The sequence below is a fragment of the Pseudarthrobacter sp. As-47 genome (genome assembly GCF_058215595.1).
On record NZ_CM177088.1, the window covers coordinates 3,789,501 to 3,803,825 of the forward strand.

7 protein-coding genes are annotated in these 14,325 nt (G+C 62.3%); 1 reads left to right on the forward strand and 6 read right to left on the reverse strand.

What is annotated here, in order from left to right; genetic code table 11:
• Nucleotides 1–43: 43 nt before the first annotated feature.
• From metH to AC4BCK_RS17655, 6 genes are all read right to left on the reverse strand, one after another.
• A complete protein-coding gene (gene metH, locus AC4BCK_RS17630) occupies nt 44–3,682 on the reverse strand; it encodes a methionine synthase (protein ID WP_490566275.1) in 3,639 nt (1,212 codons plus the stop codon).
• 333 nt (nt 3,683–4,015) lie between these two features.
• Nucleotides 4,016–5,689 carry a GmrSD restriction endonuclease domain-containing protein gene (locus AC4BCK_RS17635; protein ID WP_490566276.1) on the reverse strand — a complete coding sequence of 558 codons (1,674 nt, stop codon included), beginning with the start codon at nt 5,687–5,689 and terminating at the stop codon, nt 4,016–4,018.
• Complete coding sequence (locus AC4BCK_RS17640) at nt 5,690–6,670, reverse strand: hypothetical protein (RefSeq protein WP_490566277.1); 981 nt, start codon at nt 6,668–6,670, stop codon at nt 5,690–5,692. It abuts the gene before it with no gap.
• Nucleotides 6,667–7,872 (reverse strand): AAA family ATPase, encoded by a 1,206-nt coding sequence (locus AC4BCK_RS17645; RefSeq protein WP_490566278.1) that lies wholly within the window; start codon nt 7,870–7,872, stop codon nt 6,667–6,669. The genes AC4BCK_RS17640 and AC4BCK_RS17645 overlap by 4 nt, the downstream gene beginning before the upstream one ends.
• A 225-nt stretch (nt 7,873–8,097) precedes the next feature.
• Complete coding sequence (locus AC4BCK_RS17650; RefSeq protein WP_490566279.1) at nt 8,098–10,116, reverse strand: ABC transporter ATP-binding protein; 2,019 nt, start codon at nt 10,114–10,116, stop codon at nt 8,098–8,100.
• Nucleotides 10,113–11,861 (reverse strand): ABC transporter ATP-binding protein, encoded by a 1,749-nt coding sequence (locus AC4BCK_RS17655; protein WP_490566280.1) that lies wholly within the window; start codon nt 11,859–11,861, stop codon nt 10,113–10,115. The genes AC4BCK_RS17650 and AC4BCK_RS17655 overlap by 4 nt, the downstream gene beginning before the upstream one ends.
• 407 nt (nt 11,862–12,268) lie before the next feature.
• On the opposite strand from AC4BCK_RS17655, the gene AC4BCK_RS17660 reads away from it, so the two are divergent.
• Nucleotides 12,269–14,320: a hydantoinase/oxoprolinase family protein gene (locus AC4BCK_RS17660; protein ID WP_377087487.1), complete on the forward strand. Its 2,052-nt coding sequence runs from the start codon at nt 12,269–12,271 to the stop codon at nt 14,318–14,320.
• Nucleotides 14,321–14,325 lie beyond the last annotated feature (5 nt).

Consider the following 14,325-nt stretch of genomic DNA (forward strand, 5'->3'; position numbering starts at 1 on the left):
GATGAGGTGTCCATGACTGCAGCCTTTCACAGCGGCACTGCACTCACACCTTGAAGTACTTCGCCTCCGGGTGGTGGAACACGAACGCGTCGGTGGACTGCTCGGGGTGCAGCATCAGCTCGTCGCTGAGAACAACGCCCATCCGCTCGGGCTTCAGCAGCTCGGTCACCTTGCGGCGGTCCTCCATGTCCGGGCACGCGGGGTAGCCGAGCGAGAACCGGGCACCGCGGTACTCGAGCTTGAAATACCCTGCCGTGTCCTTCGGCTCCTCGGCCCCTAAGCCCAGCTCCTTGCGGATCCGCGCGTGCCAGAACTCGGCCAGCGCCTCGGTGAGCTGCATGACCAGGCCGTTGAGCTCGTAGTAGTCGCGGTACTGGTTGGCGGCGAACATCTTGGAGGTGAACTCCTCGATCTTCGAGCCGGCGGTGACCAGCTGCACCGGCAGCACGTCGATCTGGCCGGATTCGCGGGACTTCACAAAGTCGGCCAGGCACAGGTGCCGGTCGCGGCGCTGGCGCGGGAAGTCGAAGCGCAGCCGGTCGGTGCCGATCGGACCGCCGGAACCACCGTCCGGGGCGAGCAGTCCCGCGGGGCCCAGGACGCCGTCGCGATCCTCGCCGTGGTGCAGCACCACCACCTGCTCCCCCTCGGAAACCACCGGGAAGTAGCCGTAGGCGACGGACGCGTCCAGCATGCCCTCGCCGAGGATGCGGTCCAGCCAGTAGCGCAGGCGCGGCCGGCCCTCGCGCTCCACCAGCTCCTCGTAGGAGGCGCCGTCCTCGCCGCGGCCGGGCTTGAGCCCCCACTGGCCCATGAACGTGGCGCGCTCGTCGAGGAACGCCGAGTAGTCGTGAAGTGAAACGCCGCGCACAATGCGCGTGCCCCAAAACGGCGGCGCAGGCACGGGATTGTCGGTGGCGACGTCGGACCGGCCGGGCATCGCTTCCGGCTCGGTCACCGTGAACTTCGCGCCGCCCTTGTGGATGCGCTTCTTCAGGGGCGGAAGGCCGACGTCGTCCGGCGACTCGCCGCGCGCCACGTGGACCAGCGGCTCCATGAGGGAAAGGCCCTCGAAGGCGTCCTTGGCGTAGCGGACCACGCCGTCGAACTGCTCGGCCAGGTCCTGCTCCACGTAGGCGCGGGTGAGGGCGGCGCCGCCCAGGATGATGGGCCACTTCTTGGCCAGGCCGCGGGACTGCAGCTCGGCGAGATTTTCCTTCATCACCACGGTGGATTTCACCAGCAGCCCGGACATGCCGATGACGTCCGCGTTGTGTTCCTCCGCTGCGGCCATGATCTCGGCGATGCCCTGCTTGATGCCGATGTTAACCACTTTGTAGCCGTTGTTGGTGAGGATGATGTCCACCAGGTTCTTGCCGATGTCGTGCACATCGCCGCGGACGGTGGCGATCACCATGGTGCCCTTGCCGGAGGAATCCGACTTCTCCATGTGCGGCTCGAGCAGGGCGACGGCGTTCTTCATCACCTCGGCGGACTGCAGCACGAACGGCAGCTGCATCTCGCCGACGCCGAAGCGCTCGCCCACCACCTTCATGCCCTCGAGCAGGTGGTCGTTGATGATGCCGAGCGGGGTCATGCCCTCGCTGCGCGCCAGGTCCAGGTCCTCTTCGAGGCCCTTGCCTTCGCCGTCGATGATGCGGCGTTCCAGGCGCGCGCCGGTAGGCAGCGCGGCGAGTTCGGCGGCGCGCTGGTCCTTGAGCGCTGCGGTGTCGACGCCGGCGAACATGTCGAGCATGATGGCGAGGGGATCGTAGGTGGTGTTGCCCTCGGCGTCGTATTCGCGCTTGTCCCAGACGAGGTCCAGGGCCACCTTGCGCTGTTCTTCCGGCAGGGAAGCGAGCGGGACGATCTTGGCGGCGTCGATGATGCCGCTGGTCAGGCCCGCCTGGACGGCCTCGTGCAGGAACACGGAGTTCAGGACGACGCGCGCTGCCGGGTTCAGGCCGAAGGACACATTGGAGACGCCGAGCGTGGTGTTGATCCCGGGGTACTTCGCGGTGATCTGGCGGATGGCCTCGATGGTTTCAATGCCGTCCCGGCGGGTCTCTTCCTGGCCGGTGGCGACGGGGAAGGTCAGGGCGTCCACGATGATGTCCTCGACGCGCATCCCCCACTCGCCCACCAGGGCGTCGACGAGGCGGGAGGCGATGGCCACCTTGCCCTCGGTGGTGCGGGCCTGGCCCTCTTCGTTGATGGTAAGGGCGATCACGGCGGTGCCGTGTTCCTTCACCAGCGGCATGATGCGCGCGAAGCGGCTGTCCGGGCCGTCGCCGTCCTCATAGTTGACGGAGTTGACTACCGGGCGGCCGCCGATGTGCTCCAGGCCGGCCTGAAGTACGGCCGGTTCGGTGGAGTCCATGACCAGCGGGAGCGTGGAGGCCGACGCAAAACGGGAGACGATCTCCTTCATGTCGGCCACGCCGTCGCGCCCCACGTAGTCGATGCAGACGTCCAGCAGGTGCGCGCCGACGCGGATCTGCTCGCGGGCAATGTCCACGCAGTCGTCCCAGCGCTCTTCGAGCATCGCCTGGCGGAACGCCTTGGAGCCATTGGCGTTGGTGCGCTCACCGATGGCGAGGTAGGAGGCGTCCTGGTCGAAATTCACGTGCTGGTAGAGGGAGGCGACGCCGGCTTCGCGTTCGGAGGGGACGCGGGCAGGACCGTTGCTCGCGTCCGTCTTGCGGGTGCGGAAGGGCTCAAGGCGTTCGACGACGGCGGCCATGTGCTCCGGCGTCGTACCACAGCAGCCGCCCACCAGGCCGAGGCCGAATTCGCGCACGAACTGCTCGTGCGCGGTGGCGAGTTCGGTGGGGGTGAGCGGGTAGTGCGCGCCGTTGGCGCCGAGGATGGGCAGGCCGGCGTTGGGCATGCAGGCGATGGCCACGGAGGACTGCTTGGAGAGGTGGCGCAGGTGCTCGCTCATCTCGTCCGGGCCGGTGGCGCAGTTCAGGCCGATGGCGTCGACGCCGAGCGGCTCGAGGGCGGTGAGGGCGGCGCCGATCTCTGAGCCCATCAGCATGGTTCCGGTGGTTTCGACCGTCACCTCCACGAAAATGGGGAGCCGGATGCCGCGGGTGACGATGGCTTGCTTGCAGCCGTTGACGGCGGCTTTGGTCTGCAGGAGGTCCTGGCTGGTTTCGATGAGGAAGGCGTCCGCGCCGCCGTCGATGAGGCCCTCGGCCTGCAGGGCGAAGGTCTGCTTGAGGTAGTCGTAGCTGGTGTGGCCGAGGCTGGGGAGCTTGGTGCCGGGGCCCATAGAGCCGAGAACCCAGCGCATGCGGCCGTCTGTTTTTTCTGCCGCTTCTGCGCGGTCGCGGGCAATCTCCGCACCCTTGCGGGCGAGCTCCTCGATCCGGTCGTCGATGCCGTAGTCGGAGAGGTTGGACCAGTTGGCACCGAAGGTGTTGGTTTCGACCGCGTCGATGCCCGTGGCGAAGTACGCGTCATGGATGTCCGCAATGACGTCCGGGCGGGTGTCATTGAGGATCTCGTTGCAGCCCTCGAGGCCCAGGAAGTCCTTCTCGAGGGACAGGTCCCGGCCCTGCAGCATGGTGCCCATCGCGCCGTCGGCAATGACGACGCGGTGGTTCACGGCGTCCAGAAGCTCCTGCGCGCGGGCAGGGCGGGGCACGGACTCAATATCAAGCGCAAAACGAGGCATCTAAACAGGTTACGTGTGGGGGCCGGAAGGTTGCGCTGTGTGTCCGTGTACTACGACGGCGTAGTACGCACAAACCCTGCACCTCCCGAACCAGGTTTCATGGATTACATGTGGTCGTGCAGGTCAACCTCAGCCAGGCGCTCGAAGCCTCGCCTGTTGGCGGCGAATTGCTCCGCCTCACGGCCCCAAACTGGGCATTGCTTTGCGAAACTATCCCCAGTGGATTTGGCGGAGACGATTGATGACGCTTGGGTGAATCCTCGGACGCCGACGACCTTCCATATTGGTTGGGAAGTGGACAAAATAGTCAGGGGTTCGAACATAATTCGAGAGCTATTCCGCGAGCGACCCCCATTCTGCAATTGGCTGCCTGCCTACCGCAACCCCTTGGGATGTCATGAAGTCATGCTCCAGATCAATTAGGCGTTCTAGGCGAGCCGCCAGAAAGCCACTAGGGTTACCAGCTTGCAGCAAAGTCATTGCGCGGGGTGGGATAGCGTGACTTTCCAGCACCACGTCCCGGATATTCTCAGGGCAGTCCAGAAGCCACTGTATAGTCGGCGTCCTGTCCGATGGATCGTCTCTAAGCATGCGGTTTGCTGGACCCCGTCCAAGCTTTCGATCATAAGATGGTGGCAGAATACGCCCCACCGCTTCCGGGCCAGCAATGCTGATAAGATCCCCGGCGCCATCGATGACGTCACCATAACGATTCCTAGGTCGCAGGCTCAACAAAACAAGTAGAAGTGTGCGGGCTCGAGCGCTCCGCATATCGAACGATGGAGGCAGGGCGACAGCTGGCTCGGACAAATCAAACTTGGCAAATTTAGGGACTTCTCGCTCATAGGCGACTCGATCCATTACGTCCCGCACAAGTGCATTGACCCGTGATGGGTTGGCTCCTCCAAACCAGCCGGAAAATGATGTTACCCAGAACCACCTGACCAACAAGCGTCGCTGGGCTAAGCTTGGGGTGCGCTCGGAGTAGAAGAGCGCGAAGATAACAATTAACTGCATGGCATAGGGAATGAGTCGGTCGGTCGTAACTCCGACCTCGGTCTTCAGAAATTTGATCGCGGAGTGAAGGGCATCAGCTACCTGAGGCATCACTTGCTGTATCCGAAGTAATAGTGCCTCGCGCCGGCCATGAGCCATTCTTGTCCAGTCGGTGCGGTAAATATCTTCACCGATAGCGGCCATAACTGCCTTCAGGATGATGGACCTATCCACCCCACCGAAGCCCAAAGACTCGAGCATTTCCATACATTCATCAATTTCGTCAGCTAAATCAAATGGATTAGCGTCTCCTTCGCGGTAAAGGATGGCGGAAACCATCTGATCGGCCGTCATCTCCTGCCCCTTTGAATTCAGCCGAGTGAATATCTCAACCGCTTCAGTCATTCCGGTTTCGCGGATAAGTATTAGAGGAATCTTATAATTCTGAAAACGGCGGGCTACATCCTGAACACGTTCTACGAACAGCTCCCCCTTTGCTGGGTCCTGTCGGAGGATCCTCTCGCATTCCTTCAAAAATTCAAATGTATTAAGTACTTTGGACATGGGGAAAAGGTGGCTGGGTAGAAGAACATTGGGATTGTAGTGCTCGAATGAGATATCCCGTGCATTGAATGCTATGTCCCACTGTCCATCTGGAACTTCTTCATGAACTCGACGATCTTTAGAACTTACTAGAGCTCCGGCAATCGTAGAGAGTCGTTGATGTCCGTCAAGGAGATAAATGGGCGTCTTGGCCGAATCGTTCTCCAATATGACTGGACCAATCGACGCGAGACTTACTATTCGTTCATCCGTTTCCCAGGCCAAGAGACTACCGATGGGATACTGCTTAGAAATGCTGTCAAGCAGATCAATCATCTGCTCGCGCCGCCAGACAAAGGGTCGCTGAAAGCGCGGTATGCGAATTCGACCATCGACAAGCTGACGAACTAGGTCATAAAGAAATACGATTTCAGGACGTAGCTCGGGAGACTTCGAAACTGTTTGCACCTAAAGCTCCATCCTTATTACTTTGGCAATTTTTTCAATCTCATCCAAGGCGGCAATTTCTTCCAAGTCGAACGTCTCTAGCTCTAACTCGGATATATTGACAATGTATTCCGCAGCGCGAGAAAGCTTGTGGGCGCCATCCTCGGCGGAGATATCGGCGAAAAGACTGATTTGCCCGTGCATCACACTGGACCTAGGAAAGCCTTTTTTCATCGGATAAAAATCTTTCTGAACACGGCTCAAACCGCGGAAGAAATCGACCGCATCAGTGATGTCAGGGAACTTTTCAGCGTAAGCTTCAAGATCCCTCTCAACAATATAGTTCTCAATTGAGCGCTTATTCAAGCAGTGATGAGTGACGTTTGCATTCGCACAAGCCACCTCTAGCGCCTTCGTCTCGGCAGTGGAATGACCAGGGTAGCAAGCATCACTATCAAAGATAACAATCAGCCGAAGGGGAATCCCGTGCCTGGTCGCTTGCTCCAGGCGACTCTCCAAGTGATTAAGCATCTCAGCTTTACCGCCGGAGTGATCGAAGACAGCAGGTGAATCTGGATCGTCTAAAGTCGATACCAAGTCGCTATCGATTACCTTTAGATACTTGCGTAGAAATTTTCCGTCATTGATGACGTTTTCGACGAGTATCTTTAGGGGCTGCTTGAGATACTTGACGGCATCTGGCAGGGAGAGCTGCATATAAGCTGGAAAGTTATCGTTGCCCGATTTTCTTGGTGTGGCAACGTATACACCAACCATTCTTCCTGGGACGTCATCTGGGTAAGCAGCAGCTTTAACGTAGGACTTTTCTAGGAGTTCCATGTCACTTGGACGCACTTGGAAGTAAGCAGCCATTTCGGGTTCGCGAGGATCTGGCGCAGCCCACTCGTGCCACCCGTCCGCAATTGAATAAACAATGCGGTTCAGGCTATCAATATCCTCTTGGTCTTTTAAATTTTGAGGATCTACAAGCTCAATTTTCACCTCCTAGCAGCTTTCGATATCTGCCTAACTTCTTCCAAATCCTCGGCAAAAACGCCCTTGGGCCACGAACTAACGGATCCATCCGCAGCGATTCTTATCTCGTTCGCACGACTTCCGTCAACCGAGTTTTCAAAGTAGATAAGGTTTACGTCATCCGGCGACAAGACTCCGGTGGCGACATGACGACGAAGGCGAAGTATGAGATTCTCGGAATGAGTTTCAACAAGTACCTGCCCTTCACTAGAATCGTTGATTGAAGCGACGATTAGATCAGCTACAGCCCCGTGCGCTGAAGGATGCAAATGAAGTTCTGGTTCTTCGATTACAAGCGTCCTAATTCCTAAGAGTTCTGAACGCAGCGCGCCGAGGTAAGCGACTACTGGAAGTACTTGCTGCATACCTTGCCCAACGTCGACTAAGTTTTCAGTTGAACCAGAGGTTGTTGCCAAGCACAATTGAAACGAAGCAGTCTCCGAAGAGAGCACCACACCTTTAGCGTCCATATTATTTCCGTACCACTCTGAGACTTGCTCGAGCAGCACAGGATTCTCCCTTATGAGAAACGGTACCTCGCTGCCGTCCGGGGGGTGCTCGTGCGTAGACGATCGTTGTTCATAGAGTGGCAGAGTGGGACTTCGCATGGCCGTAAGGTGTATGAGCCCCGACAGAACTTCGTCAAATTCAGCTCGCAACCTCTCGACTATGGCTGAACGTTCATCTCTGAACTGCGGCAAGAGTCCCTTAAACCCACTGCTTCCGCCCAGATAACTGATGGATGCCTCAGAGGTTGCTTCAGGATCCCATTTGGTCTCTTGTAGCAGACGATTGGTATGGAACGATGAGATAAAGCTCGATACGCCGCTATCAAGGGAAAGCCTATTCTGGAAGGCAACATCGACCTGCAGAGGACCTGTGTCTTGGGAAGTTAGGTCAACTCCGAGGGCTATCGTTCCGTGAGCATTGTGACCCCTTATTAGGTCAAGCACGCCGGCTCCGTATCTAAGCCCCCTGGCCCTCAACGGAAGGACCGCTTGTCCGCGCAGATCTCTGGCGCTAAGGGCAGTGGCCAGCAACAACGGGAGCCGAATGGCAGCCGTCTTTCCGGAGTTGTTCTTTCCCAGAAATACCGTGAGCCGCTTGAGCGGTACAGACGTACGGCCGCCATAGGATTTGTAGTTGGTGGCACGAAGTTCGGTCAGCATTCTGTGAGCCTATCGGAAGAGTACATCCTCGAGGTCTCGGACATACTGCCAACCGGATAGCGCTAGGAAACCGACGTCTTCAGGTCGATGCCATGGACTCGAGTCCCAGCTAGCACTGTAGCTCTGGAACCCTTGCCTATATTGGGTTGCTGGTAGAGTTTCCCTGCTCGCGGCAACAGCCGACAGGGGCGCCTCCACAATCAAAGCGGCCGAAGATCTTAGGAACTAGACCTCCGCCACCGGAGCAGCGAACTGTGCCTCGTACAACCTCGCATAAGCCCCACCTGCGGCCAGCAACGAAGCGTGCGTCCCCTGCTCCACGATCTGACCCGCCTCCATCACCAGGATGAGATCGGCGTCGCGGATCGTGGACAGGCGGTGGGCGATGACGAACGAAGTACGGTCGGACCGCAGCGCACTCATCGCCTTCTGCACCAGCACTTCGGTCCGCGTATCCACCGACGACGTCGCCTCGTCCAGGATCAGCACCGACGGCCGGGCCAGGAAAGCCCGCGCAATCGTCAGTAGCTGCTTCTCCCCCGCGGACACGTTCCCACCCTCATCTTCAAGAACCGTGTCGTACCCCTCGGGCAACGACCGCACGAACCGGTCCACATACGTCGCGCGCGACGCCTCCAGGATCTCGTCTTCCGAAGCCGAAGGCCGCCCGTACGCGATGTTGTCCCGAATGGTCCCGCCGAACAGCCACGTATCCTGCAGCACCATCCCCAGCCGCGAGCGCAGCTCGCGCCGCGGCACCGAGGTGACGTCCACGCCGTCGAGCGTTATCCGCCCCGCGTCCAGTTCGTAGAACCGCATCATCAGGTTCACCAGCGTGGTCTTGCCCGCCCCGGTGGGCCCCACAATCGCCACCGTCTGCCCCGGCTCCGCAACCAAGGACAACGAAGAAATCAGCGGCTTGTCCGGCGAATACGAGAACGACACATCCTCAAACACCAGCCGCCCCCGCCCAAACACATTCTCAGCAGAAGCGGCAGGCTCCACAGATTCCTCGTCCTCATCCAGCAACGAGAACACCCGCTCCGCGGACGCCACCCCGGACTGCAGCAGGTTGGCCATGGACCCCAGCTGCGCCAGCGGCATGGTGAACTGCCGCGAGTACTGGATGAACGCCTGCACGTCGCCCAGCTGCATCGCCCCGGACGCCACCTGCAGGCCGCCCACCACGGCGATCCCCACGTACACCAGGTTCCCGATGAACGTCATGGCCGGCATGATCAGCCCGGAAATGAACTGCGCCCCGAAGCTCGCGTCATACAGCTCCGCGTTCTTCTGCCGGAACCGCTCCTCCACCTCGCGCTGCCGGCCGAACACCTTCACCAGCGCGTGCCCGGTGTACGTCTCCTCGATTTGCCCGTTCAGCTCCCCCGTGTTCTTCCACTGGGCCACAAACAGCTTCTGCGAGCGCTTGGCAATCAGCGCCGTGATCCCCAGCGTCAGCGGAATGGTCACCAGCGCGATCAGCGCCAGCGTGGGCGAGAGGATGAACATCATCACCAGCACACCCAGCACCGTGAGCACCGACGTCACCGCCTGGCTGATGGTCTGCTGCAGGCTTTGCGAGATGTTGTCCACGTCGTTTGTTACCCGGCTGAGCAGTTCGCCGCGCTGGATCGAGTCGAAATACCGCAGCGGCAGCCGGTGGATCTTCGCCTCGATCTCCCCTCGCAGCCCGAACACCGTCCGCTGCACCACCCCGTTCAGCACGTACGCCTGCACCCACATAAACGCCGAGGACAGCACGTACAGCACCAGCGCCCACGTCAGCACGTTCCCCAGCGCGGCGAAGTCAATCCCCTGCCCCGGCACCAGGTCCATGGCGCTGAGCATGTCCGCGCGCTGCCCCTCGCCGGACGCCCGCAGCTGCGCGATCAGCTGCTCCTTGCTCACCCCCGCAGGCATCTCGCGGGACACCACCCCGGCGAAGATCAGGTTGGTGCCCTCGCCCAGCAGCCGCGGCCCGATTACGGACAGCGCTACCCCGGCCACCGCCGTCGCGAACACCAGCAGCAGCCACAGCCGCTCCGGCCGCAGCATGCCCAGCAGGCGTTTGGCGGACGGCCAGAAGTTCATCGCCTTCTCCGCCGGGACGTTCATCCCGGCGAACGGCCCGCCCCTTCCGGGTCCGCTCACCGGGCGGGGAATGCGTACGACGCCGGCGCCTCCGGTCGCAGAGGCGGGTGCGGCTTGGGTGCCGGGCGCGGGAGAGGGCTGGCGGCTCATACCGTCTCCTCCGCCGCCAGCTGGGACGAGACGATCTCGCGGTACGTCCCCGACGTCTCCAGCAGCTCACTATGCGTTCCGCGCCCCACGATCCTGCCGTCGTCGAGCACTAAGATCTGGTCCGCGTCCACGATGCTGGAGACGCGCTGGGCGATGATCACCAGCGTGGCGCCGGCGGTGCTGCGCCTGAGGGCCTGGCGGAGGCGGGCGTCGGTGCCGGTGTCCAGCGAGGAGAACGAATCGTCGAAGATATACAGCTCGGGCCGTTTCACCAGGGCCCGGGCGATGGCCAGCCGCTGCCGCTGCCCGCCGGAGACGTTGGTGCCGCCCTGGCTGATGGGCGCGTCCAGGCCCTCGTCCATCCGCTCCACGAAGTCCCGGGCCTGGGCGATTTCCAGGGCGGTCCAGAGCTCGTCCTCGGTGGCGTCCGGCTTGCCGTAGAGCAGGTTGCTGCGGACGGTGCCGCTGAACAGGTAGGGCCGCTGCGGGACCAGGCCGATGTGCCCCCAGAGCAGGTCCGGGTGCAGCTCGCGCACGTCCACACCGTCCATCTTTACTGCCCCGCTGGTGGCGTCGAACAGCCGGGGCATGAGGTTCACCAGGGTGGTCTTGCCGGAGCCGGTGCTGCCGATGATCGCCGTCGTCTGCCCTGCCTTGGCCGTGAAGCTGATGCCGGAGAGGACGGGCTGGTCGGCACCCGGGTAGGCGAATCCGACGTCGCGCATTTCCAGCTCGCCGCGGCGCCGCCCGTCGGGAGACACAGCACTGCTCAGGGGGTTCTTAGGCGGCCGGACGCTCGACTTGGTGCGCAGCACCTGGCCGATCCGGTCCGCGGAGACGGCGGCGCGCGGGATCATCACGGCCATGAACGTGGCCATCATGACGGACATCAGGATCTGGATCAGGTAGCTCAGGAACGCGATGAGCGTCCCCACCTGCATGGAGCCGTCCTGGATGCGGAACGAGCCGAACCAGATCACGGCCACGCTGGAGACGTTCAGCACCAGCATCACCACCGGGAACGCGAGCGCCATCAGCCGGCCGGCGCGGAGGGCGGTGTCCGTGACGTCCTCATTGGCGCGGGCGAAGCGGCCGGTCTCGATGTCCTCGCGGACGAAGGCGCGGACCACGCGGATGCCGGTAAGCTGTTCGCGGAGGACCCGGTTCACGGTGTCGATCCGCTTCTGCATCTTCCGGAACAGCGGCACCATCCGGGCGGTGAGCAGGCCGACGGCGACCAGCAGCACCGGGACGGCGACGGCGATCAGCCAGGACAGCTGCACGTCCTGCCTGATCGCCATGATCACCCCGCCGATGCTGAGCATGGGCGCGGTGACCAGCGTGGTGGCGGACATGAGGACCAGCTGCTGGACCTGCTGGACGTCGTTGGTGGACCTGGTGATGAGGCTTGGTGCGCCGAACTTGGTCACTTCCTGCTCGGAGAACTCCCCCACGCGTTTGAAGATCGCGCCGCGGAGGTCCCGGCCCACACCCATGGCCGCCTTCGCCGCGAAGTACACAGCGATCACCGCGCACACGATCTGCAGCAGCGTGATCGCCAGCATCACCCCGCCCAGGCTCAGGATGTAGCCGATGTTCGCCTTGGCCACGCCCTCGTCGATGATGTCCGCGTTCAGCGTGGGCAGGTACAGGGACGCGATGGACTGAGCCAGCTGGAACACGACGACGGCGAGCAGCAGCGTGCGGTGCGGCCGCAGGTATTCAACAAGCAGCTTCCAGAGCATGGGCGGCTCCTGACACATTGTCCACAAGAGGTGGTGCGAAGGTCAGTTTACGTCCGGAGGCTGGGGTTGATCCGTGCCTGTGGAGGAGAAGTTGGGCGGGTTCTCGGACAGCGTAGCTGCCACGCTCCCAGGCACCCGACGGTTCCTTCCCGGCCGCCCGCCGTCATAGTGGCAGGGCATGGCGCCAGCACCGTTGTGGACGCGTCAAGCACCACTCGTGAATTCCGCTCCCCGATTTCCCCGGCTCCGAAATCCCCCGCCAAACCGGCCTTCCATAAGCTTTCTTGGGCAGCAAGCCCTTTCTCCTTCGCCTGTATTGTGCACGACGCACCCGATGCCACAACCCCTCCTGTCTAACGTGATCTCTCACACACCAAGTTCCACCCCAGAACCACGAGGAGATACACATGCCGAACTACAGGGTGTCGATGGATATCGGCGGAACGTTCACGGACATCGTGGCGTACGACCAGGCCGCAGGGACCTACGAGGCGACGAAAGCATCCACCACGCCGGGCAACCTGAGCGCCGGCGTCATCGCCGGGCTCGAATCGATTGTTACCGACCTTTCCGACATCGAATTCCTGGTGCACGGCACCACCCAGGGCCTGAACGCCTTCCTCGAGCGCCGCGGCGTTCCAGTACTGCTGCTGGCCACGGCCGGCGTCGAGGACTCGTACCACATCGCCCGGGGCCCCCGCCTGGAGCTCTACAATGCCCAGTACCGCAAGCCGGCTCCCCTCGTCGAGCGGAAGGACGTCATCGGCGTCGGCGGACGCCTCGACGGCCAGGGCCACGAGATCCGGCCGCTCGACGAAGTGGCCGTCCGCCAGGCGGCCCGCCGGGCACTGGAGGAGGGATACGGCGCCGTTGCCGTGGCATTCCTCTTCAGCTACAAGAACCCGGCCCACGAACTTCGTGCCCGCGAAATCCTGCTCGAGGAACTGGGCGAAGACTTCACCGTCTCCCTTTCGCATGAAGCAGCCAAGGAATGGCGCGAATACGAGCGCACGTCGTCCGCCGTCGTCGAGGCATACACGGGCCCCGTGGTTCGCAACTACCTCCTGGACCTGGAAGAGAAGCTCGCGGACCGCGGCGTGGAGGCTCCCCTGCACATCATGCAGTCCTCCGGCGGCGTGCTCACCGCCGAGTCCGCCCGCAAGCGTCCCCTCCAGACGCTGCTGTCCGGCCCGGTCGGCGGCGCAATGGGCGACGTCGAACTGGCCGGCGTGTCCGGCAACCGCAACCTCATCGGCGTTGACATGGGCGGCACCTCCTTCGACGTCTCCCTCGTTGTCGACGGCAAACCCGACGTGTCCACCGAAGCCCACCTCGAAGGCCTGCCGATGCTCATGAGCGTCGTCAACATCCACACGGTTGGAGCCGGCGGCGGCTCCGTGGCGTGGCTCGAAGCCGGCGGTCTCCGGGTGGGCCCGCGTTCGGCCGGGGCCACTCCCGGGCCGGCCTGCTACGGCCGCGGCGGCACCGAACCCACCGTCACTGACGCCAACCTTGTGCTGGGCCGCGTGGACCCCGACTGGTTCGCCGGCGGACAGGTTGCCCTGGACCGGGAAGCGGCCCTCACGGCCCTCAAGACCGTGGGAGACCAGCTCGGCCTGGACCCGATCGCCATGGCCGAAGGCATCTGCGACGTCGCCAACTCCCAGATGGCCCAGGCCATTAGGACCATCACCATCTCCCGCGGCATCGAACCGCGCGACTTTGCCCTCGTCGCATTCGGCGGCGCAGGACCTATGCACGCTGTCTTCCTCGCCAAGGAGCTGGGGATCCCGGAAACCGTGGTTCCCCGTTTCCCCGGCGCGTTCTCGGCGTGGGGCATGCTGCAGACCAACATCCGCAAGGACTTCTCCGAGCCGTACTTCTTCCTCGACGAGGACATCGATGTGGCTGACATGTCCGGTGTCCTGCGAAAAATGGAGGTGGAGGGGCTCAGGTCCCTTGTCTCCGAGGGCGTCCCCGAGGAAAGCCGCCGAACCACCGCCTCCGTGGACGTTCGTTACCAGTCGCAGGAATTTTCGCTGAACGTTCCGCTGACCTCCGCCGACGAACCCGAGTCAGAAGACTTCGTCGCCGACCTGGCGGCCCGCTTCTCCGCGATGTACCACGAGCGCTACGGGCACTCCAACCTTGGCGCCCCGATCGAAATCGTCGCACTGCGGACGCAGGCCGTGGGCGACCTGGGCCGGCTGGAGGCACCGCTCTTCGCAACGGCACAGAGCCCGGAGTTCAAGCACGAAATGCGCCGGGTGGTCTTTGACCACGAAGAACACGAGACCACCGTGGTGCGCCGCGACGACCTGGCCGCCGGGCACACGTTCGAAGGTCCGGCCATCATCGTGGAGCAGACCGCCACCACCGTGGTGCCCCCCGGGTTCAACGTCACGGTCGACGAGTTCGGCTCCCTGGTTATCCGCACTGAAGACGCTGAAGGAAATTGAGGTAC

Bases quoted from the DNA above. Each gene is read 5' to 3' on its own strand.
- metH (WP_490566275.1), bottom strand. From the start codon at position 3,682: ATGCCTCGTTTTGCGCTTGATATTGAGTCCGTGCCCCGCCCTGCCCGC.
- AC4BCK_RS17645 (WP_490566278.1), bottom strand. From the start codon at position 7,872: ATGCTGACCGAACTTCGTGCCACCAACTACAAATCCTATGGCGGCCGT.
- AC4BCK_RS17650 (WP_490566279.1), bottom strand. From the start codon at position 10,116: ATGAGCCGCCAGCCCTCTCCCGCGCCCGGCACCCAAGCCGCACCCGCC.
- AC4BCK_RS17655 (WP_490566280.1), bottom strand. From the start codon at position 11,861: ATGCTCTGGAAGCTGCTTGTTGAATACCTGCGGCCGCACCGCACGCTG.
- AC4BCK_RS17660 (WP_377087487.1), top strand. From the start codon at position 12,269: ATGCCGAACTACAGGGTGTCGATGGATATCGGCGGAACGTTCACGGAC.